The organism is Pseudomonas sp. MF6747 (genome assembly GCF_963890955.1).
Lineage (GTDB): Bacteria > Pseudomonadota > Gammaproteobacteria > Pseudomonadales > Pseudomonadaceae > Aquipseudomonas.
Map to the genome: position 1 here is coordinate 15339 of NZ_CAWPSZ010000003.1, position 20137 is coordinate 35475.

Consider the following 20137-nt stretch of genomic DNA (forward strand, 5'->3'; position numbering starts at 1 on the left):
TGACGAAAAGAAGACAGCCGGGTTAAAGCCGCAGATCGAAATAGGGCAGCGGGCTTGCTCGCCAAAGCGCTGTGTCGGTCAACCGTTTCACTGACGCCGCGCATTTTTGCCAGCAAGCCCGCTCCACCCTGACCCTGTTATGGCATGACGGGTGGCAAATACTTCAACGTCGTCCCCAACGCCCACAACAGGAACAACACCAGCGGCGTGTGCACCAGCAACTGCACAAACGAAAACCCGATCAAATCCCGCGCCTTGAGCCCCAACACGCCCAGCAGCGGCAGCATATAGAACGGGTTGATCAGGTTCGGCAGCGCCTCGGCCGCGTTGTAGATCTGCACCGCCCAGCCCAAGTGGTATTGCAGGTCGTTGGCCACTTGCATCACGTAAGGCGCTTCGATGATCCACTTGCCGCCGCCCGACGGAATAAAGAAGCCCAGCACCGCCGAGTACACGCCCATCAACAGCGCATAGGTGTCGTGTGAAGCAATTGAGGTGAAAAAGGTCGAGATATGGTGCGCCAGGGTTTGGCCGTCGCCGCCCTTGACTACCGTCATCAGCGCCGCGATGGAGCCATACAGCGGAAACTGGATCAGCACGCCGGTGGTGGTCGGTACGGCGCGCGCCACTGCATCGAGGAAGCTGCGCGGGCGCCAGTGCAGCAGTGCGCCGACCATGATGAACAGGAAGTTATAGGTGTTGAGCCCCGAAATTGCGCTGATCGCCGGCTTGGTCGAGAACTCATGGAACAGCCAACCGGCCGCCAGCAACGCCAGCAGAATAGTCAGCAGCGGGCTATGTTCCAGCCATTCGCCCGGGCGGGTAGCCGCTTGAAGCTTAGGCAGGTTGAACGCCGGGTCGACGCCGCAGGCCTTTGCATCACGGGCGCTGTTCGGGCCGGGCGCGGTGGCGTAGGCGATGATCAACGAGACCACGATCAGCGCCAGCAACATCACCCCGGATTGCCACAGGAAAATCGTGTCGGTGAAGGGGATCACCCCCGTAATCGACAGGATCGACGGCGGCAGGCTGGCCGGGTTGGCCTGCAATTGCGCGGCCGACGACGACAGCCCCAGCGCCCACACCGCGCCCAGGCCCAGGTAGGCCGCAGCACCGGCTGCGCGGTAATCCATGCGTAAATCCGTGCGGCGGGCCAGTGCGCGCACCAGCAACCCGCCGAACACCAGCGACAAGCCCCAGTTGAGCAGGGACGCGACCATGGAAATCAATGCAACCCAGGCCACCGCCGAGCGGCCGTTTTTGGGGATACGTGCCAGGCGGTCAATCAGTTTCACCGCCGGTGGCGAACTGGCCACCACGTAACCGCCGATCACCACAAAGGCCATCTGCATGGTGAATGGGATCAGGCTCCAGAACCCGTCACCAAAAGCTTTGGCGGCTTCAGTGGGTGCGGCGCCCATGCCCAGGGTTGCCACGGCGACGATGATCACCGCGAGGGCGGCAAACACCCAGGAATCCGGAAACCAGCGTTCGGCAAAGTTGGAGCAACGCAGGGCAAATCGGGCATAGCGGCTTTCTTCGATAGCATCGGCCACGAGTCATTCCTCTTGTATTTATTATGGTGTTGGCAGTTTTACGGCATGTTCCGCTACGGCCATTGATATGGGAATGCAGTTATCTTCATCGATCCATGAGTAAAACAAATATATCCGTCGCGATTGCCATCACCGGACTCAACTCATAACCTGCACGCCATTTTGTTTGTCTGCCGAGCTTGCACATGACTGCCACCTTTTCCCCACAGGCGCAGCGTTTTTCCCGCTCCGACTACAAAACCCTGGGCCTGGCCGCCCTTGGTGGCGCCCTGGAAATCTACGATTTCATCATCTTCGTATTCTTTGCGCTGACCCTCAGCCAACTGTTTTTCCCGCCCGAAATGCCCGAGTGGCTGCGCCTGCTGCAAAGCTTCGGCATCTTCGTGACCGGCTACCTGGCGCGCCCGCTGGGCGGCATCCTGATGGCGCACTTTGCTGACCACCTGGGGCGCAAACGCGTGTTCAGCCTGAGCATCCTGATGATGGCGTTGCCGTGCCTGCTGATCGGGGTCATGCCGACCTACGCGCAAATCGGCTATTTCGCCCCGCTGATCCTGCTGGTGCTGCGCGTGCTGCAAGGCGCCGCAGTGGGCGGCGAAGTACCCAGCGCCTGGACCTTCGTTGCCGAGCACGCACCGCGTCATCATCGCGGCTACGCGCTGGGTTTCCTGCAAGCCGGCCTGACCTTCGGCTACCTGCTGGGCGCACTCACTGCCACGCTGCTGGCGCAAGTCTTCACCCCAGCCGAAATCCTCGATTACGCCTGGCGCTTTCCGTTCCTGCTCGGTGGCGTATTCGGCGTGATCGGCGTGTGGCTGCGCCGCTGGCTCAGTGAAACTCCGGTGTTCCTCGAAATGCAGGCCCGCCGCCAAGCGGCCGCCGAACTGCCGCTGCGCACCGTGCTGCGCGACCATCGCGCCGTGTTGCTGCCGGCCATGATCCTCACCTGCGTGCTCACCTCGGCCGTGGTGGTGCTGGTCGTCATCACCCCGACCCTGATGCAAAAAACCTTCGGCATGAGCCCCAGTCACACCTTCGCCTTGAGCGCGCTGGGTATTGTTTTTCTGAATATCGGCTGCGTCCTCGCCGGCCTGCTGGTGGACCGTATCGGCGCCTGGCGCGCGGTGCTGGTCTACAGCCTGTTGCTGCCAGTGGGGATTGCGCTGCTGTACGCGAGCCTTATCAATGGCGGCGTGTGGCTGGGCGCGGCGTACGCCGTGGCGGGCTTGAGTTGTGGCGTGGTGGGCGCGGTGCCGTCGGTGATGGTCGGCCTGTTTCCGGCGCATGTGCGAGTGTCGGGGATTTCCTTCACCTACAACATTGCCTACGCGTTGTGGGCGAGTACCACGCCGTTGTTGCTGATCGCGCTGATGCCCACGCGCCCGTGGATTTGCGTGGGCTATTGCGTGGTGATGGGCGCGGTCGGGGTGGCGAGTGTGGCGCTGTTTGGCAAGCGCCACACCTTGGTTACCTGAGGCTCAGGTCAGAAAGTGCCAGAGCAACAGCGTGCCGACCAGGCCGACCACGGAAACGATGGTTTGCAGCACCGACCACACCCAGATCGTCTGCTTCAATTGCAAGCCAAAGTACTCGCGCACCATCCAGAACCCGGCGTCGTTGACGTGACAGAAGAACACCGAGCCGGCGCCAATCGCCAGCGCCACCAGTGAACTCTGTGTCGCCGCCAAACCCGCCATCATCGGCGCGAGAATGCCCGCCGTGGTTGTCGTGGCGACGGTCGCCGAACCGGTGGCCTGGCGCAGGGCCACGGCAATCAACCAGGCCAGCAGCAGATACGGCATGTGCGCGCCTTCGGCGACTTTACTGATGGTCTGGCTGACGCCGGCATCCAGCAACGTTTGCTTGAGGCCGCCGCCGGCGCCGATGGTCAACAGCAACACGGCGATGGGCGCGAGGGCTTTGCGCAGCGTATTGCCGACCTCGGCGCGTGGCATGCCGGCGGCCCATCCCAGGCAGATCACGGCGGCGATGACAGCCAGGCCGAGGGCGATCAGCGGTTCACCGAGAAACTTCAAGGTCAGTGCCAGCGGGTTTTCCGGCGCCATCGCAACTTTTGCCAAGGTGCTGCCGAGCATCAAAATCACCGGCAACAAAATGATCAGCAACGACACCCCGAAACTCGGCTGGCGCGGTGCCTTGGGCGGTGCGCTGAACAGCGCGCCGATGTCGGCCGGTTCATCCACCTGCATGCGCTTGGACAGCCAGTTGCCATACAGCGGGCCCGCGAGAATCACTGCTGGCACCGCCAGGCAGAAGCCCAGCAACATGGTCAGGCCCAAGTCGGCGTGCAATGCGCTCACCGCAATCAGCGGCCCCGGGTGCGGTGGCATCAGGGCGTGCAAGGTGGTCATGCCCGCCAGCGCCGGAATGGCGATTTTCAGCAGTGGCTGATTCGAACGTTTGGCCATTACAAAGATGATCGGCACCATCATCACCAGCCCGACTTCGAAGAACAGCGGCAAGCCAATCACCATCGCCACCAATGCCATCACCCAAGGCAACGACTTGCCTTTGCCCAGCCCGAGCAAGGTGGTGGCGATACGGTCGGCGGCGCCGGATTCGGCCATTAACGCACCGAGCATCGAGCCCAGAGCAATGATGATGCCGGCCTCACCGAGGATCGCCCCGGCGCCTTTGCTGAAGGCCTTGGCGACGTCTTCCGGCGGCAACCCCGCGCCGACGCCGGCGATAAACGTACCGATCAGAATCGATAAAAATGGCGGCAGCTTGGTCGCGCTGATCAACACAATGATGCTGGCGATGGCCAGCAGAACGCAGAACATGAGACGGGTGTCGTGAACCATCCACGCGGCAGTCGATAACTCCAAAACGGGACTCCTTATCGAACAGGTTGGCTAATTTGTTTCTTTTTGTTTCCTGCTCGAAAAGCATACCTGATAGAACTGTTGCAGAGCGTCCATGTGCGATTTTGGTGCGCGCGATATAACGACGAGCTGTCGCGCAGATGACAAATTTGCAACCCCTGCGCGGGGATCTGGCCTATAGCTCTATGATCAACGAACCCCACTTCTCGAGGAATTTTCATGAGCGCAGGACATAACCACGGCCAGGTACGTGCCGGCCACGAGCGTCTTCTATGGATCGCCCTGGGGCTGACCAGCAGCTTCATGATTGCTGAGGTGATCGGCGCGTTTATCACCGGCAGCCTGGCGCTGCTGTCCGACGCCGCGCACATGATGACCGACGCCCTGGCGCTGGCGATTTCTCTGGTGGCCATCCAGGTCGCCAAGCGTGCGGCCGACCGCAAGCGCACCTTTGGCTACGCGCGTTTCGAGATCCTCGCGGCGGCGTTCAATGCGCTGCTGTTGTTTGGCGTGGCGTTTTACATTCTGTATGAGGCCTATCAACGGCTGCAGGCACCGGCTGAGATCCAGTCAACCGGCATGCTGGTGATTGCGTTTTTGGGGCTGATCGTCAACCTGATCTCGATGAAACTGCTCAGTGCCGCCAGCGGTGAAAGCCTGAATGTGAAGGGGGCATATCTGGAGGTCTGGAGCGACATGCTCGGTTCCATCGGCGTGATGATCGCGGCGGTGGTGATCATGTTCACCGGCTGGGGCTGGGTTGACTCGGTGGTGGCGGCGGCGATTGGTTTCTGGGTGTTGCCGCGCACCTGGACGCTGCTCAAGGAAAGCATGAACGTGCTGCTGCAGGGCGTGCCGGACGGCATCGATATCGATCAGGTCGAGCAGGCCATTCGCGGTGTGCCGGGGGTCAAGGACGTGCACGACCTGCATATCTGGGCCCTGACCAGTGGCAAGAATGTGCTGAGCACGCACTTGGTGGCGGATGCTGCGCTGAACACGGAGCAAAAAATCCTTAGTCAGGTGACGGAATTGCTGCACGAACAATTCGATATTTCCCACGCCACGATCCAGGTGGAAGGCGAAGGTTTTGTGCACGACGAGCATGACGAGGTGCATGCCTGAGCCCGGCTAACGGATTTGTAATGTTGCGCCCACGGCCCTGATAAGTACCGAAAGCTACATTGCCCCCCGCTGGGAAATCTCAGCGACTTCATGGGCGTGGAACTTTCGTTATGGCACTTTCCGTTAGAACATTTTTGGGGGCAGCAGCGTTGTGGGTGGCCGCAGGCGCTGCCCAGGCGCAAACCCTCTCTCTGGATGCAGCCCTGCAAGCCGCCTTCGCCAACAACCCTGACCTGGCCGCTGCGCAATGGGAAATCGACATTGCCCAGGGCGGTCGCCAGCAGGCCGGCTTGATCCCCAACCCGGTGGCTTCCTGGGATGCCGAAGACACTCGCCGCAACACGCGCACGACCACCCTCAAACTCAGCCAGACCCTGGAACTGGGCGGCAAACGTGGCGCGCGCATTGACGTCGCGACGCGCGCCCAGGACGCCGCGGCGCTGACCCTGGAGCAGCGTCGCAATGGCCTGCGCGCCGACGTAATCGACAGTTACTACAGTGCTTTGCGGGCCCAGCAGCGCCTCGACTTGGCGCAACGCTCGATGGCCCTGGCCGAGCGTGGCCTGGTGGTCGCCAAAGGTCGCGTCACCGCCGGCAAATCATCGCCGGTGGAAACCACGCGCGCACAGGTGCAGGTGTCGCAGATCCGCCTGGAATTGAACCGCGCGCAAATCGGCCTCAGCGATGCCTATCGGCGCCTGTCCGCCAGCACCGGCAGCGCCACGCCTGACTTTGAGGACGTGGCCGCGCAAAGCCAATCCGCACCGCCCTTGCCGGCCGCCGCGCAACTGCTCACGCGGCTTGAGCAAACCACCGAACTGCGCCTGGCCGACCTGCACATTATTCAAAGCGAAGCCAGCGTGGGCCTGGAAAAGGCCCAGCGGATTCCCGACCTCGATGTGTCCATCGGCAGCCAGTACGACGCCAGCGTGCGTGAACGCGTGAACCTGGTGGGCGTGTCGATGCCGATCCCGCTGTTCAACCGCAACCAGGGCAATGTGCTCGCCGCCAGCCGCCGTGCCGACCAAGCCCGCGACTTGCGTAACGCGGTCGAACTGCGCCTGCGCACCGAAACCCGCCAGGCGCTGGACCTGTGGCAAACCGCCGATACCGAAGTGCGCGCATTCAACCAACACATCCTGCCCGCCGCCCAGAGCGCGGTGGACAACGCCACCCGTGGCTTCGAGATGGGCAAGTTCAACTTCCTCGACGTGCTCGACGCCCAGCGCACCTTGATCGCAGCCCGCACCCAATACCTGGTGGCGACCGCTCAGGCGACCGACGCCTGGGTGCGCATAGAACGTATTTACGGCGACCTCGCCCGGTTTTGATCTTTTCTGGAGTCTTTTATGAAGCCTAAACACGGTGTGGCGCTCGCCGTCGCCCTGAGCCTGATGCTGTCTGGTTTTGCACAGGCCGAGGAGGAGGAAGGCAAACTCGAACTCACCGAGCAACAGATCCAGGCGGCCGGTATTCAGCTCGCCCAAGCCCAACCGCGGGCGATCAGCACGCTGCTGACGCTGCCGGGAGAAGTGCGTTTTGACGAGGACCGTACCTCGCACATCGTGCCGCGTGCGGCCGGTGTGGTGGAGGCGGTAAAGGTCAACCTTGGCCAGTCGGTGAAAAAGGGCGAGGTGTTGGCCGTGATCGCCAGCCAGCAGATTTCCGACCAGCGCAGCGAGTTGGCCGCCAGCGAGCGACGCGTCGAGCTGGCGCGTACCACCTTTGAGCGTGAGCGCCAGCTGTGGAAGGACGAAATCTCCGCCGAGCAGGATTACCTGCTGGCGCGCCAGACCTTGCAGGAAGCGGAAATCGCACTGAACAACGCGCGTCAGAAGATGACGGCACTCAGCGGCAGCGCCGTACTGGCCGGCGGTAATCGCTACGAGCTGCGCGCGCCATTCGCCGGTGTGGTGGTGGAAAAACACCTGGGCGTGGGCGAAGTGGTAGGCGAAACCAGCAACGCCTTCACGCTCTCGGATTTGTCCCAGGTGTGGGTCACGTTCGGCGTGTTTCCCAAGGACCTGAACAAGGTGCGCGTCGGTAAACCGGTGAAGGTCAGCTCCACGGAAATGGGCACCGACGTTCAAGGCACCGTGGCCTACGTCGGCAACCTGCTCGGCGAGCAGACGCGCACCGCTACCGTGCGCGTGACTGTGCCCAACCCCGACGATGCCTGGCGCCCAGGGTTGTTTGTGACTGTGCAACTGGCCACCGACACCTACCAGGCCAAGGTCACCGTGCCGCAAACCGCCATCCAGACAGTCGAGGAAAAACCCTCGGTATTCGTGCGCACGGCGGACGGTTTCATCACCCGCCACCTCGAACTGGGCGTGAGTGAAAACGGCTACGTCGAGGTGCGCCACGGCCTGGAAGCCGGTGCGCAAGTCGCGACCGAAGGCAGCTTCATCCTCAAGTCCGAACTGGGTAAAGGCTCGGCCGAGCACGCCCATTGATCCTGCGAGTGATTCCCCATGTTTGAGCGCCTTATCCAATTTGCCATCGAGCAGCGCATCATCGTGCTGCTGGCGGTGCTGTTGATGGCCGGTGTCGGCATCGCCAGTTATCAGAAGTTGCCCATCGACGCGGTGCCCGACATCACCAATGTGCAGGTGCAGATCAACTCGGCGGCGGCCGGCTTCTCGCCGTTGGAAACCGAGCAGCGCATTACCTTTCCCATCGAAACCGCCATGGCCGGCCTGCCGGGTTTGCAGCAGACGCGTTCGTTGTCGCGCTCCGGCCTGTCCCAGGTCACGGTGATCTTCAAAGACGGCACTGACCTGTTCTTCGCCCGCCAATTGGTCAACGAGCGCCTGCAGGTGGCCCGCGAGCAATTGCCCACCGGCATCGAAACCGCGATGGGGCCGATCTCCACTGGCCTCGGGGAGATCTTCCTGTGGACCGTCGAAGCCGAAGACGGCGCGCTCAAGGAAGATGGCACGCCTTACTCGCCGACCGACCTGCGCGTGATCCAGGACTGGATCATCAAGCCACAGCTGCGCAACGTGCCGGGTGTGGCCGAGATCAACACCATCGGCGGCTTTGCCAAGGAATACCAGATCGCGCCGGACCCAAAACGCTTGGCGGCCTACAACCTGACGCTGACCGATTTGGTCACCGCGCTTGAGCGCAACAATGCCAACGTTGGCGCCGGTTACATCGAGCGCAGCGGCGAGCAGCTGTTGATTCGCGCACCGGGGCAAGTGGCGTCGATCGATGACATTGCCAACATCGTGATCACCACGTCGGACGGCACGCCGATCCGCGTGCGCAATGTGGCGCAAGTCGACATCGGCCGTGAGCTGCGCACTGGCGCCGCCACCGAAAATGGCCGTGAAGTGGTGCTGGGCACGGTGTTCATGCTGATCGGTGAAAACAGCCGCACCGTGTCCCAGGCGGTGGCGAAAAAACTCGAAGATATCAACCGTTCGCTGCCCCAGGGCGTGGTTGCCGTGACCGTTTATGACCGCACCAACCTGGTCGAAAAAGCCATCGCCACGGTGAAGAAAAACCTCTTCGAAGGTGCGCTACTGGTGGTCGCGGTGCTGTTTCTGTTCCTGGGCAATATCCGCGCGGCGTTGATCACCGCAATGGTGATTCCGCTGGCGATGCTGTTCACCTTTACCGGCATGTTTACCAACAAAGTCAGTGCCAACCTGATGAGCCTTGGCGCGCTGGACTTCGGGATTATTGTCGACGGCGCGGTGGTGATCGTCGAAAACGCCATTCGCCGGCTGGCCCATGCGCAGCAGCGCCATGGCCGCTTGCTGACCCGCAGCGAGCGCCTGCACGAAGTGTTCGCTGCGGCCAAGCAAGCGCGGCGCGCACTGATCTTCGGGCAACTGATCATCATGGTGGTGTACCTGCCGATCTTCGCCCTCACCGGGGTGGCCGGGAAGATGTTCCACCCCATGGCGTTCACCGTGGTCCTCGCTTTGCTCGGTGCGATGATTCTGTCGGTGACCTTTGTGCCGGCCGCGATTGCGCTGTTTGTCACCGGCAAGGTCAAGGAAGAGGAAAACCTGGTGATGCGCACGGCGCGTCGGGCCTATGCGCCGGTGCTGGATTGGGTCATGACGCGCCGCCCGCTGGTGTTCGGCCTGGCGGTGCTGACCATCGTCGCTTCGGGCGTGGTGGCCAGCCGCATGGGCAGCGAATTTATCCCCAGCCTCAGTGAAGGCGACTTCGCTCAACAGGCCCTGCGCGTACCCGGCACCAGCCTCACGCAATCGGTGCAGATGCAGCAGCAGCTGGAAAAAACCTTGATGGCCCAGGTGCCGGAAATCGAGCGAGTCTTTGCGCGCACCGGTACCGCGGAAATCGCTTCCGACCCGATGCCGCCGAATATTTCCGACAGCTATGTGATGCTCAAGCCCAAGGACCAGTGGCCTGATCCAGCCAAATCCCGCGAGACGCTGATCGAAGATATCCAGCGCGCCAGTGCGATTGTGCCGGGCAGTGCGTATGAGCTGTCGCAGCCGATCCAGCTGCGCTTCAACGAGTTGATTTCCGGGGTGCGCAGTGACGTGGCGGTGAAGGTGTTTGGCGACGACATGGCAGTGCTCAACAAGACCGCCGCAGAAATCGCCGAGACCTTGCAGACGCTTGATGGCGCCTCGGAAGTGAAGGTCGAGCAGACCGCTGGCCTGCCGGTGCTGACCATCAATATTGATCGCGACAAGGCCGCGCGGTTTGGCCTGAACGTGGGCGACGTGCAGGACACCATCGCCGTCGCCGTGGGTGGGCGCCAGGCCGGCACGCTGTACGAGGGTGATCGCCGCTTCGACATGGTCGTGCGTTTATCCGATGCGCTGCGCACCGATATCGAGGGCTTGTCGCGGCTGTTGATCCCGGTGCCGGCGCTGGCCAGCAACGCCTCGGGCCAGTTGGGTTTTATTGCCTTGTCCCAGGTCGCCAGCCTGGACCTGGTGCTGGGCCCGAACCAGATCAGCCGTGAGAACGGCAAGCGCCTGGTGATTGTCAGCGCCAATGTGCGCGGGCGTGATATCGGTTCGTTCGTCGAAGAGGCCGAGTCTGCCATCAGCACTCAGGTGAAGGTCCCGGCGGGTTACTGGACCACCTGGGGCGGCCAGTTCGAACAGCTCAAGGAGGCCTCCGAGCGCTTGCGTATCGTGGTGCCGGTGGCGTTGCTGCTGGTGTTCGGGCTGTTGTTCATGATGTTCAACAACCTCAAGGATGGCTTGCTGGTGTTTACCGGGATTCCGTTCGCGTTGACCGGTGGGATCATGGCGCTGTGGCTGCGCGATATTCCGTTGTCGATCTCGGCGGGGGTGGGGTTTATTGCGTTGTCGGGGGTGGCGGTGCTTAACGGGCTGGTGATGATTGCCTTCATCCGCAACCTGCGTGAGGAAGGGCGTCCACTGTCGGTGGCGATCCATGAAGGGGCGCTCACACGTTTACGCCCGGTGTTGATGACTGCGCTGGTGGCATCCCTGGGGTTTATCCCCATGGCCTTGGCCACCGGCACCGGCGCCGAAGTACAGCGCCCGCTGGCGACGGTGGTGATCGGCGGGATTATTTCTTCTACGTTGCTGACCTTGCTGGTGCTGCCGGCGTTGTATCAGTGGGCGCACCGCAAGGAGGAATGATGCGGGTGGGGTGAGCGGGCATGTTGTGGCGAGCGGGCTTGCCCCGCGTAGGGTGGCGAAGCCGCCCCAAATCTTTCGCCACGGTATATCAGGGATACGGAGGTGGGCCTGATGGGGGCTGCTGCGCAGCCCAACGCGGGGCAAGCCCGCTCGCCACAACAAGCACGCTCAGCCTTGAGGGGCTTACACCTGAGGAAACACCAGGCGAAACACGGTGAAAGCGCCGGGCGAACTGCGCACGTCGGTTTGCCCCTGGTGCAGGGTCATGATCGATCGCACGATGGCCAGTCCCAGGCCGGTGCCGCCCTCGGTTCGCGCACGGCTGCTGTCGACTCGGTAGAACCGTTCGAACAGGTGCGGCAGGTGGTGCGCTTCAATCCCCGGGCCTGGGTTGCTCACAGACAACGACACGCTGTTGCCGTAAGCCTCCACGCGCAATGAGATATGCGCGCCCGCTGGGCTGTGGCGGATCGCATTGGAAAGCAGGTTGGAGAGCGCGCGTTGAATCATCAGGCGATCGCCGTTCACCAGGGCCTCGCCGCTGAGGGTCAGGGCCAGTTGTTTGTCTTCGGCACTCAGGGCGAATAAATCCATGACCCGATGAGCTTCGTCCGCCAGCGATACTGCGGTAAACGAAGCTCGCGCTGCCGGGTGGCTGACCTGGGCGAGGAACAACATGTCGGAAACGATGCGTGCCAGGCGCTCCAGCTCTTCGGTGTTGGATTCCAGCACTGCTTTGTATTCGTCCGGTGGGCGTTGGCGCGATAACGTGAGCTGGGCTTTGCCCATCAGGTTGGTCAGCGGTGCACGCAATTCGTGAGCAAGGTCGTCGGAGAATTGCGACAGTTGCTGCACCCCGGCGTCCAGGCGGTTGAGCATCACATTGAAGCCTTGCGCCAATTCGCCCAGCTCCTTGGGCAGGTTGTCGACGGACAAGCGATGGGTCAGGTCCTGGGTGGTGACTTTGGCCGCCACATGGCTGAACTGCTTCAACGGCGCAAGCCCGCGCTGCACCAGCCACCAGGCGCCCATGCCGATCAGCATCAACAACATGGGCAAGGCGATCACGGTGGCGCGCAGGTAGGCACTGAGCAGCGCCTGATCGTCCATGCGGTCCAGCGACAACAGCACGCGTACGCGTTCGCCGCTGGCCAGGCGCATCAGGCTGGAGGCGCTGAGCACCTGGTTGCCATTGCTGTCGGCCCAATTGAGGTAGCCGAGCGTTTCTCGCGGTGTGAAGTTTGTCAGCAGCGGCTCCTGAGGCTTGGCACCGATGCTCAGCAACACCGTTTCATCGGGCGCGGTGCCGACGATAGTGAGGTAAAAATTGTCATGGCCGATCACCAGGTCCATCAGCGAATGCGGGCGCGCCCGGATGGCGTGGGCGTCGAGGCCTTGAGACAGGCTGTGCTGGATCTGTTCCATCTTGCTTTCCAGGCCTTTGCGCGCCAGTTTTTCCAGTTCGTGGGTCAGGGCGAGATACGCCAACGTCGCCAGCAACAGCACCAGGCCCGCGCCCATGAGGCTGACCGTCAACCCCAGACGCATCGACAAACTGCCGGTTTTCATGGCCGTGCTTCCAGCACGTAACCCACGCCGCGAATGGTGTGGATCAGCTTGACCTCGCTCTGATCGTCCACCTTGGCCCGCAGGCGGCTGATGGAGACTTCCACGACGTTGGTGTCACAGTCGAAATTCATGTCCCACACCAGCGAAATGATCTGCGTGCGCGTCAGCACTTCACCGGTCTGGCGCATCAGCACCTGCAGCAGTGCGAACTCCTTGGTGGTCAAGTCAATGCGCCGTGTGCCGCGGTACGCGCGATGGCGGCGGGGGTCCAGTTCCAGGTCCGACACGCTGAACACTTCCGGCTGTGGGATGTGCTCGCTGCGCCGCAGCAGGGTGCGTACCCGCGCCAGCAATTCGGGAAACTCGAAGGGTTTGACCAGGTAGTCATCGGCGCCCATGTCCAGGCCCTTGATCTTGTCGGCCAGCCGCCCGCGGGCGGTCAGCATCATCACGCGCTGGGTGCCGTTGCGGCGCAATTGCTCCAGCACTTCCCAGCCATCCTTGCCCGGCAGGTTGACGTCAAGAATCACCAACTCATAGGCGTGCTGCTCAGCCAGGTGCAGGCCATCAATGCCATTGGACGCGCAGTCCACGACGTAGCCACTTTCATTCAGGCCTTGCTGCAGGTAGTCAGCGGTTTTTTGCTCGTCCTCAACCACAAGGATACGCATGGGGATTTACCTTTTACTGAAAGAGAAGGGTTCCATTTCCCTATGGAATTGGGTGTGTTGTGAGTAGGAAAATTCTGAAGTGTGAAGCAGCTTCAGGGTCAACTGCGGCAATGGGTCGCGACTAAGCCTGCGCGCAAAAAAAACGCCCCAGAGGGGCGTTAAAAAATCATCTCTTTCCAAAGGAGCTAAAAAAAGCTTCAGAGACGAATGTTGCTCGGTGCTGACAAGCTGAAGCGAGTATAGGAAGTTCAACTTAACGGGAAGCTGGGGCCAATGTTACAGTTTTGATAGATAGCAATTTGTGAACAGATGTTAGTCAAGCGCGAACGAATGTAAGCACTCGAGTGGGCGATTGTTCAAAGTGCGACCAATGGGTATTGCGCAATCAAGCGAACTTCTTCCAGGTCTGACTCAAACGCACTGGAGCGCACGGTGGCCTGGCGCAAGCGCAACGACAAATCTTTCAGGCTGCCGCTTTGCACCACGTACTCGGCCTCGACATCCCTTTCCCAGCGGCGTTGATCTGTCAGCGGGTTGCCGGATGCATCGCGGCGCATGTACACCGCGTTGGCGTGGCTGTAATCGGCGCCGGTGCCTTTGGCATAACGGGTCATGAACGACAGGCCAGGTATACCGAACGCCTGCATGTCGAGGTCGTAACGGGCCATCCACGAACGCTCCTTGGGCGAATTGAAGTCGCTGTACTGGATCGAGTTATTGAGGAAAATCGAGTCCGATTGGCGCAGGTAATCAAAGTCGTCATCGCCGTTGTTGCGCTGGTGCGAGAGGGCCACGCTGTGAGCACCGACCTTTACCCCGAGCCTGGCACTCCAGATGGTGTTGTCGAATTTGCCCAGCAGCTGTTTGCCTTCGTCCACGGCCTTGTAATAGTTGAAATCGCCGAATAACGACACGTCGTCGGTCAGTGGGTAACTGGCGGCACTGCCGACGTAGTACTGGTCCCAGGCGTCCTTCAGTCGGCTGCTGTAGAGGCTCACGTTCAGGTGTTTGTTGACGGCGTACTCCCCCCCGAAATAGCCGATCCAGGGTGAGTCGACCTTGCCCGCGTAGAAGGTCGCGAAGCCCTTGTTCATCCCGCTTTCGCTTGGCTGGCTCATGCCGCTCAGGCGTCCGCCTTGCAGGCTCAAGCCCTCAAGGCTGGTGTTCTGCGCGGTGACGCCGCGAAAGCTTTCCGGCAACAACCGCGAATCGCCGTAGGCCACCACCGGCGTGAGCGGGAACACATCGCCGGCCTTGATAACCGTGTCCAGCACGCGCCATTTCGCCGCGCCGCCGACTTTGCTGTAGCTGCCTTCGGGGTGATTGTCGCTGTCCACCGGCAGCACGCCGAACGAACCCTTGCCGCCGCTGCGACCGGTGCCCGAGTCGAGTTTCAGGCCGTACATGGCAAACGCATCCAGGCCAAAGCCTACGGTGCCTTGAGTAAAGCCGGATTCGAATTTGCCGATCAGACCCTGCGCCCAGGCTTCGGAATACCCATTGCCGGTCGGGCTGGACTGGCCCTTGCGGTCATCGCGATTGAAGTAAAAGTTGCGCGCCAGCACGGTTACGCTGCTGCCTTGGATAAAACCATCGGGCGTGTCTTCCACCGCCCCGGCTGCCAGAGGCAGTGCAACAATCAATGAAAAGGGAAGGGTGTAGTAAGCAATGCTCATGTTTCGCTCCTGGGTGTTGGCAGTTTTCAGCTTCTTATAGGTAGGGGCGTTTTTATTGATCTGGCCCGGGCTGATAGTTGCAAACAGTGGATAACGGTCAGGTGGCGCGAACATTACAATTCTGGAAGCTCACCGCGATCTAACAGATAAGTAATGTTTTGGTGAACATGGCGACAGGGTTGGTTGATTAGTCTCGTGACTGAACTTATCAACCGAGGAACCTGTAATGACATTTTATAAAATTGGCTTGGGTGTATTAGCTGCAGTCCTGTCACTGAGTGCGATGGCCGAAGGCGGAGGCGACCGCACGTTTGCGCTGATGATGGAGCGTAATCAAAAAGCCATGGCGGCTTACGCGCAAAAAAACGGCCAGCCAGCACCCCAGGTGCAGGCGTATCGCTATGGCATGGCGCTGGATATTGCCAAGGTCGTCAACGTTACGCCGCCGATCAGTTCGTGCAATGCCGTGCCTTCACGCATGACCTATGAAGACTCCAGCGGCAAGCTCAATACGGTGGAATACAAGGTGATGGGTGTTTGCCGAAACAACGGCAGTTAATGGATCCAAAAAAACAGTTGGGCGCGCCACAAAAAAGCGCTTCAGAAAACCTCGTCAGCGCCGATGCAGGTCAGATCCATCTCCCCAAATGACCATCGGTGCCCCATGTTCAACACCCGTTTGAAGCAGGAGCTGTCGGCTCTTCGCGAAGAGTTGTCCAGCTTGCAACAGGTCAAGGAGAGCCTGGAAAGCGAAATGCTGTGCCTGACGCTGGACGCCGAAGGCCGGGTGGAGTGGGCAAATGCCAACTTCCTGCAAGAGCTGTCGTACCAGGCCTCCAACATTGTGGGGCGGCACATAGACGAGCTGGTGCCCACGCACCTGCGCCAGGACGAATTCCAGCAGCGCTTTCGCAATGCCCTGGTGCGCGGCGAACACTTCGCCGGCACCGTGCGCCTGATGCGCGGCAACGGCAAAGAGGCATGGTTGCGCTCGATCCTGCAACCGGTGCGCAGTTCTGACGGGCGCATCAAGCATTTTTCGATTTACTCCAGCGACCTCACCCGCACCATCGAGGGGTCGCGCGAGCATGAGAACCTGATCACCGCGCTGGTGCGTTCCACTGCAGTGATCGAGTTCGACCTCGGCGGCCATGTGCTGACCGCGAACGACCGGTTCCTCGGTGGCATGGGCTACAGCCTGGCGCAGATCCAGGGCAAACATCACCGTATGTTCTGCGAACCGGAGGAATACAACAGCGCCGAGTACCAGCATTTCTGGAAACGTTTGAACGCCGGTGAGTTTGTGGCGGCGCGCTTCAAACGGGTCGACAGCCATGGCCGTGTGGTGTGGCTGGAGGCGACCTACAACCCGGTGCTGGATGCCAATGACCGCCTTTACAAAGTGGTCAAGTTCGCCACGGTGATCACCGACCAGGTCAACCAGGAACAGGCCGTGGCCGAAGCCGCAAACATCGCCTACAGCACCTCGCTGCAAACCGACAACAGTGCCCAGCGCGGCACCACTGTCGTGACGCAGGCGGTGGATGTCATGCGTGATCTGGCCAGGCACATGCAGCAGGCCGGTGATGGCATCGAGGCGCTGAACGCTCAGTCCCAAGTGATCGGCACCATCGTCAAGACCATCAGCGGCATCGCTGAGCAAACCAACTTGCTGGCGCTCAACGCGGCCATCGAAGCGGCGCGGGCCGGCGAGCAGGGCCGTGGCTTTGCGGTGGTGGCCGATGAAGTGCGTCAATTGGCCTCGCGCACCAGCAAGGCCACCGAGGAGATCGTCGGCGTGGTTCGTCAGAACCAGGACATGGCCCGCGATGCGGTGTCCTTGATGACCGAGGGCCGTTTGCAGGCCGAGCAAGGCTTGGCCCTGGCGGCCGAGGCGGGCACGGTGATTGTGGAAATCCAGGACGGTGCACAAAAAGTGGTGAGCGCGGTCGGGCAGTTTGCCAATCAGCTGTCGAGCTGACCCGCAGGGCTTGTGCTTGAGGTATCGTAGGTTTTTTCTTGCTTGAAGAGCCGTCTCTCCATGAGCCCTACCCACCGTCGTCCAGTACCTTTGTCCAAGGCCTACCGTTTGCTCAATCACGGGCCGACCGTATTGGTGAGCGCGGCCCACGATGGCAAGCGCAATATCATGGCCGCTGCCTGGGCCATGCCGCTTGATTTCGAGCCGCCGAAGGTCGCCGTGGTGCTCGACAAGGCCACCTGGACCCGCCAGCTGCTGGAAGCCGCCGGCACCTTTGTGCTGCAGGTGCCTTGCGTGGCCCAGGCCGATCTGGTGCAGACGGTCGGCAACACCACGGGCGCAGACACCGACAAATTCGCCACCTATGGCTTGCAGACATTCAGCGCTGAACACACCGAAGCGCCGCTGCTGGAAGGTTGCGTAGCGTGGCTGGAATGCCGCCTGCTGCCCGAGCCTCACCACCAACAGACCTACGATTTATTCCTCGGCGAAGTCGTCGCGGCCTATGCCGACGCGCGCGTGTTCAGCGACGGGCACTGGCATTTCGAAGGCCATGACGAATTGCGCACCTTGCACCATATCGCGGGCGGAAATTTCCTGAGCATCGGCGAGCCGGTGGTCGGGCGCCAACTGTAGGCTTTACCAGCGGGCGTTTGCCAGTGCCTGGGCAAACGCCATCAGCTTGGGCGAATACTGCCGGGACGGCGGATAGACCAGTGATATCGCGCGACTGCGCCCGGCCACGTCTTCCAGCAACGGCACCAGGCGCCCGGCGGCCATGGCCTCGCGCACCGCAAAATCCATCACCTGGGCGATGCCGAACCCCCCCACCGCGCCGTCTACCAGCGCATCGCCGCTGTCGAAAATAAGCCGCCCATCGACGCTCACGTCCTGCACTTTGCCCTGGCTCATGAACTGCCAATCCACCATGCGCCCGCTGCGCAAGTTACGCACAGTGAGGCAGCTGTGGTCCTTGAGTTCGTCCACCGTTTGCGGCGTGCCGCAACGCGCCAGATAAGCCGGCGAGGCCACCGTGACCCAGCGCAACGGCGGCAGGGCACGGGCGATCAGGCGTTGATCCTGGATCTCGCCCGTGCGCAACAGGGCGTCGAAACCTTCGTCGACGATATCCACCAGCCGGTCAGTCATCACCGCTTCGATGCGCAATTGGGGATAGCGCAATGTCAGTTCGCCGATCACCGGCATCACCACCTTGCGACCGAACAACGACGGTGTGCTGATTTTCAACAGGCCGGACGGGCTGCTGCGTCGGTCGAGCATCAGCTTTTCGGTTTCAGCCAGTTCTGCCAGTAACGGCGCGCTGCGCTCGTACAGCATCTGACCGTCGGGCGTAAGGCTGACGCTGCGCGTGTTGCGTTGCAGCAAGCGCACACCCAGCTGGCTTTCCAGGCGCGAGATGGCGCGGGACAGCCCGGACTGCGTCAGCCCCAATTCGCCGGCCGCGCGGGTAAAGCTGCGGGTTTCGGCCACGCGGACCAAGAGTCGAACAGCGTTCAGATCCATGATTAAAGTCATTACTGAAAGAGTGATAGCGCTATTTATCATCTGTCGGGCATGAAAGAAACTGGCACCTCTTATTTTCGGACTGGACGCTGTGATGTCTCCCTCTCGACCCTCTGGCTGGATGCTTTTATTGCTGGCCACCGCACAACTGATCATCGCCCTGGATGCCACCATTGTGTTTGTCGCCCTGCCGCAGATTGGCGCGCACCTGGATTTTTCCGCGCAGCAATTGCAATGGGTGGTGAGCGCCTACAGCGTGGCGTTTGGTGGCTTTCTGTTGCTGGGTGGCAGGGCGACGGACTTGCTTGGCAAGCGCCGTTTTTACCGGGTGGGCCAGTCGCTGTATGCGCTGGCCTCCCTGGCGGCGGTGCTCGGCGGCAGCGCGGTGTTGCTGGTGCTGGCGCGGGCGGTGCAAGGCGTGGGCGGGGCATTGTTGTTCCCGGCCACGTTGGCGTTGATCAACACGCACTATGCCGAAGGCCCTGAACGCAATCGGGCGTTTGCGGTGTGGAGTGCGGCCTCGGCAGCGGGGCTGGCACTCGGCGCATTACTGGGCGGCGTGCTGACTCAGGTGTGGGGATGGGAGGCGGTGTTTCTGGTGAATGTGCCGTTGGCGGGCGGCTGCGCGTGGGCGGCGCGTTACTGGATTCCAGCCGATGGCGAGCGTGTACGTGGGCGCAAATTCGACATCGTCGGCGCCTTGACGGTGACCGTCGGCGGCACGTTGCTGGTGTTCGCGCTGGTGCAAGGCCCCGAGTGGGGCTGGTCGGCGCCGCAGACGCTGGGCTGCATCGCCTTGGCGCTGGCGTTGCTTGGGTTGTTCGCTTGGATCGAGCACCGCGGCAGCGATCCGCTGATGCCGCTGCGTTTGTTTGCCTACCGCGAACTGCGCATGGCGATGCTGCTCACGGCGGTGTTCATGAGCAGCTTTGGCGTGCAGTACTACTTCCTGGCGCTGTATTACCAGCAGGTCTATGGCTACAGCGTATTGCAGGCCGGTTTGGCGTTTTTACCGGCGACCCTGGTGTGCACGTTCGGCATCTGGTTGGCAGAGCGTTCGCTGGCCAGGCTGGGGTTGCGCAACACTTTGGTCAGCGGGCAACTGGCGGGCGCGGTGGGCATTGCACTGGTGTGTTGGGCGTTGCCGACGGGCGTAGGGTTTTGGTCACTGTTGCCGGGCATCTTCATTTTGAGCATCGGGCAGGGTATGACCTGGACAGCGATGTGGGTGGCGGCGGGGCTGGGCATTCGGCCTGGGGAGCAGGGCGTGGCGGCGGGGATGGCGTCTACCAGCCAGCAGATCGGCGGGGCGTTGGGCCTGGCGGTGCTGGTGTCGGTGGCGAATGCGGGCGGGATCGAGCTGGCGCTGTGGTGGAGCGCGGCAATTGCCTTGGTCGGCGCGGTGTTGGCGCTGCGGCTCAAAACGCAAGCGCCCGAGCCGAATGCGATAGTGGAAACAACATAGAACCCATGTGGGAGCGGGCTTGCTCGCGAAGGCGGTGGGTCAGTCACTCATAAGTCGACTGACACTGCGCTTTCGCGAGCAAGCCCGCTCCCACATTTTGATCGTATTTCAAGTT

At 61.6% G+C, this 20137-nt stretch carries 14 protein-coding genes and 2 pseudogenes; 10 read left to right on the plus strand and 6 right to left on the minus strand.

Going from position 1 to position 20137, the window contains the following annotated elements; all coding sequences use genetic code 11:
- Window positions 1-137: 137 nt before the first annotated feature.
- Window positions 138-1556: a short-chain fatty acid transporter gene (locus tag AACW30_RS03725; RefSeq protein WP_200624306.1), complete on the minus strand. Its 1419-nt coding sequence runs from the start codon at window positions 1554-1556 to the stop codon at window positions 138-140.
- Between the two features lie 185 nt (window positions 1557-1741).
- Here AACW30_RS03725 and AACW30_RS03730 point away from each other — a divergent pair, with 185 nt between their 5' ends.
- Window positions 1742-3031 (plus strand): MFS transporter, encoded by a 1290-nt coding sequence (locus AACW30_RS03730; protein WP_200624307.1) that lies wholly within the window; start codon window positions 1742-1744, stop codon window positions 3029-3031.
- 3 nt (window positions 3032-3034) lie between these two features.
- On the opposite strand, the gene AACW30_RS03735 is transcribed toward AACW30_RS03730, so the two are convergent.
- Window positions 3035-4405 (minus strand): GntT/GntP/DsdX family permease, encoded by a 1371-nt coding sequence (locus AACW30_RS03735; RefSeq protein ID WP_179678264.1) that lies wholly within the window; start codon window positions 4403-4405, stop codon window positions 3035-3037.
- A 216-nt stretch (window positions 4406-4621) separates the two neighbouring features.
- Here AACW30_RS03735 and AACW30_RS03740 point away from each other — a divergent pair, with 216 nt between their 5' ends.
- The 4 genes from AACW30_RS03740 (at window position 4622) to AACW30_RS03755 (ending at window position 11136) form a co-directional block, all read left to right on the plus strand.
- On the plus strand, window positions 4622-5527 hold the full coding sequence (locus tag AACW30_RS03740) for a cation diffusion facilitator family transporter (protein ID WP_106578516.1): 906 nt from the start codon (window positions 4622-4624) through the stop codon (window positions 5525-5527).
- 110 nt (window positions 5528-5637) lie between these two features.
- Entirely contained in the window at window positions 5638-6858 is a 1221-nt protein-coding gene (locus AACW30_RS03745) for a TolC family protein (RefSeq protein ID WP_200624308.1), read from the plus strand.
- Between the two features lie 18 nt (window positions 6859-6876).
- Window positions 6877-7983 (plus strand): efflux RND transporter periplasmic adaptor subunit, encoded by a 1107-nt coding sequence (locus AACW30_RS03750; protein WP_200624309.1) that lies wholly within the window; start codon window positions 6877-6879, stop codon window positions 7981-7983.
- Between the two features lie 18 nt (window positions 7984-8001).
- Window positions 8002-11136 (plus strand): CusA/CzcA family heavy metal efflux RND transporter, encoded by a 3135-nt coding sequence (locus AACW30_RS03755; protein ID WP_200624310.1) that lies wholly within the window; start codon window positions 8002-8004, stop codon window positions 11134-11136.
- 183 nt (window positions 11137-11319) lie between these two features.
- Here the strand turns inward: AACW30_RS03755 and AACW30_RS03760 are convergent, their stop codons facing one another.
- The 3 genes from AACW30_RS03760 to AACW30_RS03770 all read right to left on the minus strand — a co-directional run bounded on the left by AACW30_RS03760 (window position 11320) and on the right by AACW30_RS03770 (window position 15052).
- On the minus strand, window positions 11320-12705 hold the full coding sequence (locus AACW30_RS03760) for a heavy metal sensor histidine kinase (protein ID WP_200624311.1): 1386 nt from the start codon (window positions 12703-12705) through the stop codon (window positions 11320-11322).
- Window positions 12702-13376: a response regulator transcription factor PcoR gene (locus tag AACW30_RS03765; RefSeq protein ID WP_119736387.1), complete on the minus strand. Its 675-nt coding sequence runs from the start codon at window positions 13374-13376 to the stop codon at window positions 12702-12704. Before AACW30_RS03765 ends, AACW30_RS03760 begins: the two co-directional genes overlap by 4 nt.
- A gap of 356 nt (window positions 13377-13732) precedes the next feature.
- A complete protein-coding gene (locus AACW30_RS03770) occupies window positions 13733-15052 on the minus strand; it encodes an OprD family porin (protein ID WP_200624312.1) in 1320 nt (439 codons plus the stop codon).
- A gap of 226 nt (window positions 15053-15278) precedes the next feature.
- Here AACW30_RS03770 and AACW30_RS03775 point away from each other — a divergent pair, with 226 nt between their 5' ends.
- The 4 genes and pseudogenes from AACW30_RS03775 to AACW30_RS03785 all read left to right on the plus strand — a co-directional run bounded on the left by AACW30_RS03775 (window position 15279) and on the right by AACW30_RS03785 (window position 17669).
- A complete protein-coding gene (locus AACW30_RS03775; protein WP_106578522.1) occupies window positions 15279-15611 on the plus strand; it encodes a DUF2790 domain-containing protein in 333 nt (110 codons plus the stop codon).
- A 195-nt stretch (window positions 15612-15806) separates the two neighbouring features.
- Window positions 15807-16493: pseudogene (locus AACW30_RS31460) on the plus strand (PAS domain-containing protein); the annotation flags it as partial.
- A gap of 108 nt (window positions 16494-16601) precedes the next feature.
- Window positions 16602-17033 (plus strand): annotated as a pseudogene (locus AACW30_RS31465) (methyl-accepting chemotaxis protein); the annotation flags it as partial.
- A gap of 60 nt (window positions 17034-17093) precedes the next feature.
- Entirely contained in the window at window positions 17094-17669 is a 576-nt protein-coding gene (locus AACW30_RS03785) for a flavin reductase family protein (protein WP_124416359.1), read from the plus strand.
- A 3-nt stretch (window positions 17670-17672) separates the two neighbouring features.
- On the opposite strand, the gene AACW30_RS03790 is transcribed toward AACW30_RS03785, so the two are convergent.
- The gene (locus AACW30_RS03790; RefSeq protein WP_200624313.1) at window positions 17673-18557 is read right to left on the minus strand and encodes a LysR family transcriptional regulator; all 885 of its coding nucleotides are present in this window, start codon (window positions 18555-18557) and stop codon (window positions 17673-17675) included.
- 121 nt (window positions 18558-18678) lie between these two features.
- Here AACW30_RS03790 and AACW30_RS03795 point away from each other — a divergent pair, with 121 nt between their 5' ends.
- Window positions 18679-20022, plus strand: coding sequence for an MFS transporter (locus AACW30_RS03795; RefSeq protein ID WP_200624392.1), 1344 nt, complete (start codon window positions 18679-18681; stop codon window positions 20020-20022).
- The last annotated feature ends 115 nt before the right edge of the window (window positions 20023-20137 follow it).

Coding starts and splice junctions, on each gene's coding strand:
- AACW30_RS03730 (WP_200624307.1), top strand. CDS start 1,742: ATGACTGCCACCTTTTCCCCACAGGCGCAGCGTTTTTCCCGCTCCGAC.
- AACW30_RS03740 (WP_106578516.1), top strand. CDS start 4,622: ATGAGCGCAGGACATAACCACGGCCAGGTACGTGCCGGCCACGAGCGT.
- AACW30_RS03745 (WP_200624308.1), top strand. CDS start 5,638: ATGGCACTTTCCGTTAGAACATTTTTGGGGGCAGCAGCGTTGTGGGTG.
- AACW30_RS03750 (WP_200624309.1), top strand. CDS start 6,877: ATGAAGCCTAAACACGGTGTGGCGCTCGCCGTCGCCCTGAGCCTGATG.
- AACW30_RS03755 (WP_200624310.1), top strand. CDS start 8,002: ATGTTTGAGCGCCTTATCCAATTTGCCATCGAGCAGCGCATCATCGTG.
- AACW30_RS03760 (WP_200624311.1), bottom strand. CDS start 12,705: ATGAAAACCGGCAGTTTGTCGATGCGTCTGGGGTTGACGGTCAGCCTC.
- AACW30_RS03765 (WP_119736387.1), bottom strand. CDS start 13,376: ATGCGTATCCTTGTGGTTGAGGACGAGCAAAAAACCGCTGACTACCTG.
- AACW30_RS03770 (WP_200624312.1), bottom strand. CDS start 15,052: ATGAGCATTGCTTACTACACCCTTCCCTTTTCATTGATTGTTGCACTG.
- AACW30_RS03775 (WP_106578522.1), top strand. CDS start 15,279: ATGACATTTTATAAAATTGGCTTGGGTGTATTAGCTGCAGTCCTGTCA.
- AACW30_RS03785 (WP_124416359.1), top strand. CDS start 17,094: ATGAGCCCTACCCACCGTCGTCCAGTACCTTTGTCCAAGGCCTACCGT.
- AACW30_RS03790 (WP_200624313.1), bottom strand. CDS start 18,557: ATGGATCTGAACGCTGTTCGACTCTTGGTCCGCGTGGCCGAAACCCGC.
- AACW30_RS03795 (WP_200624392.1), top strand. CDS start 18,679: ATGCTTTTATTGCTGGCCACCGCACAACTGATCATCGCCCTGGATGCC.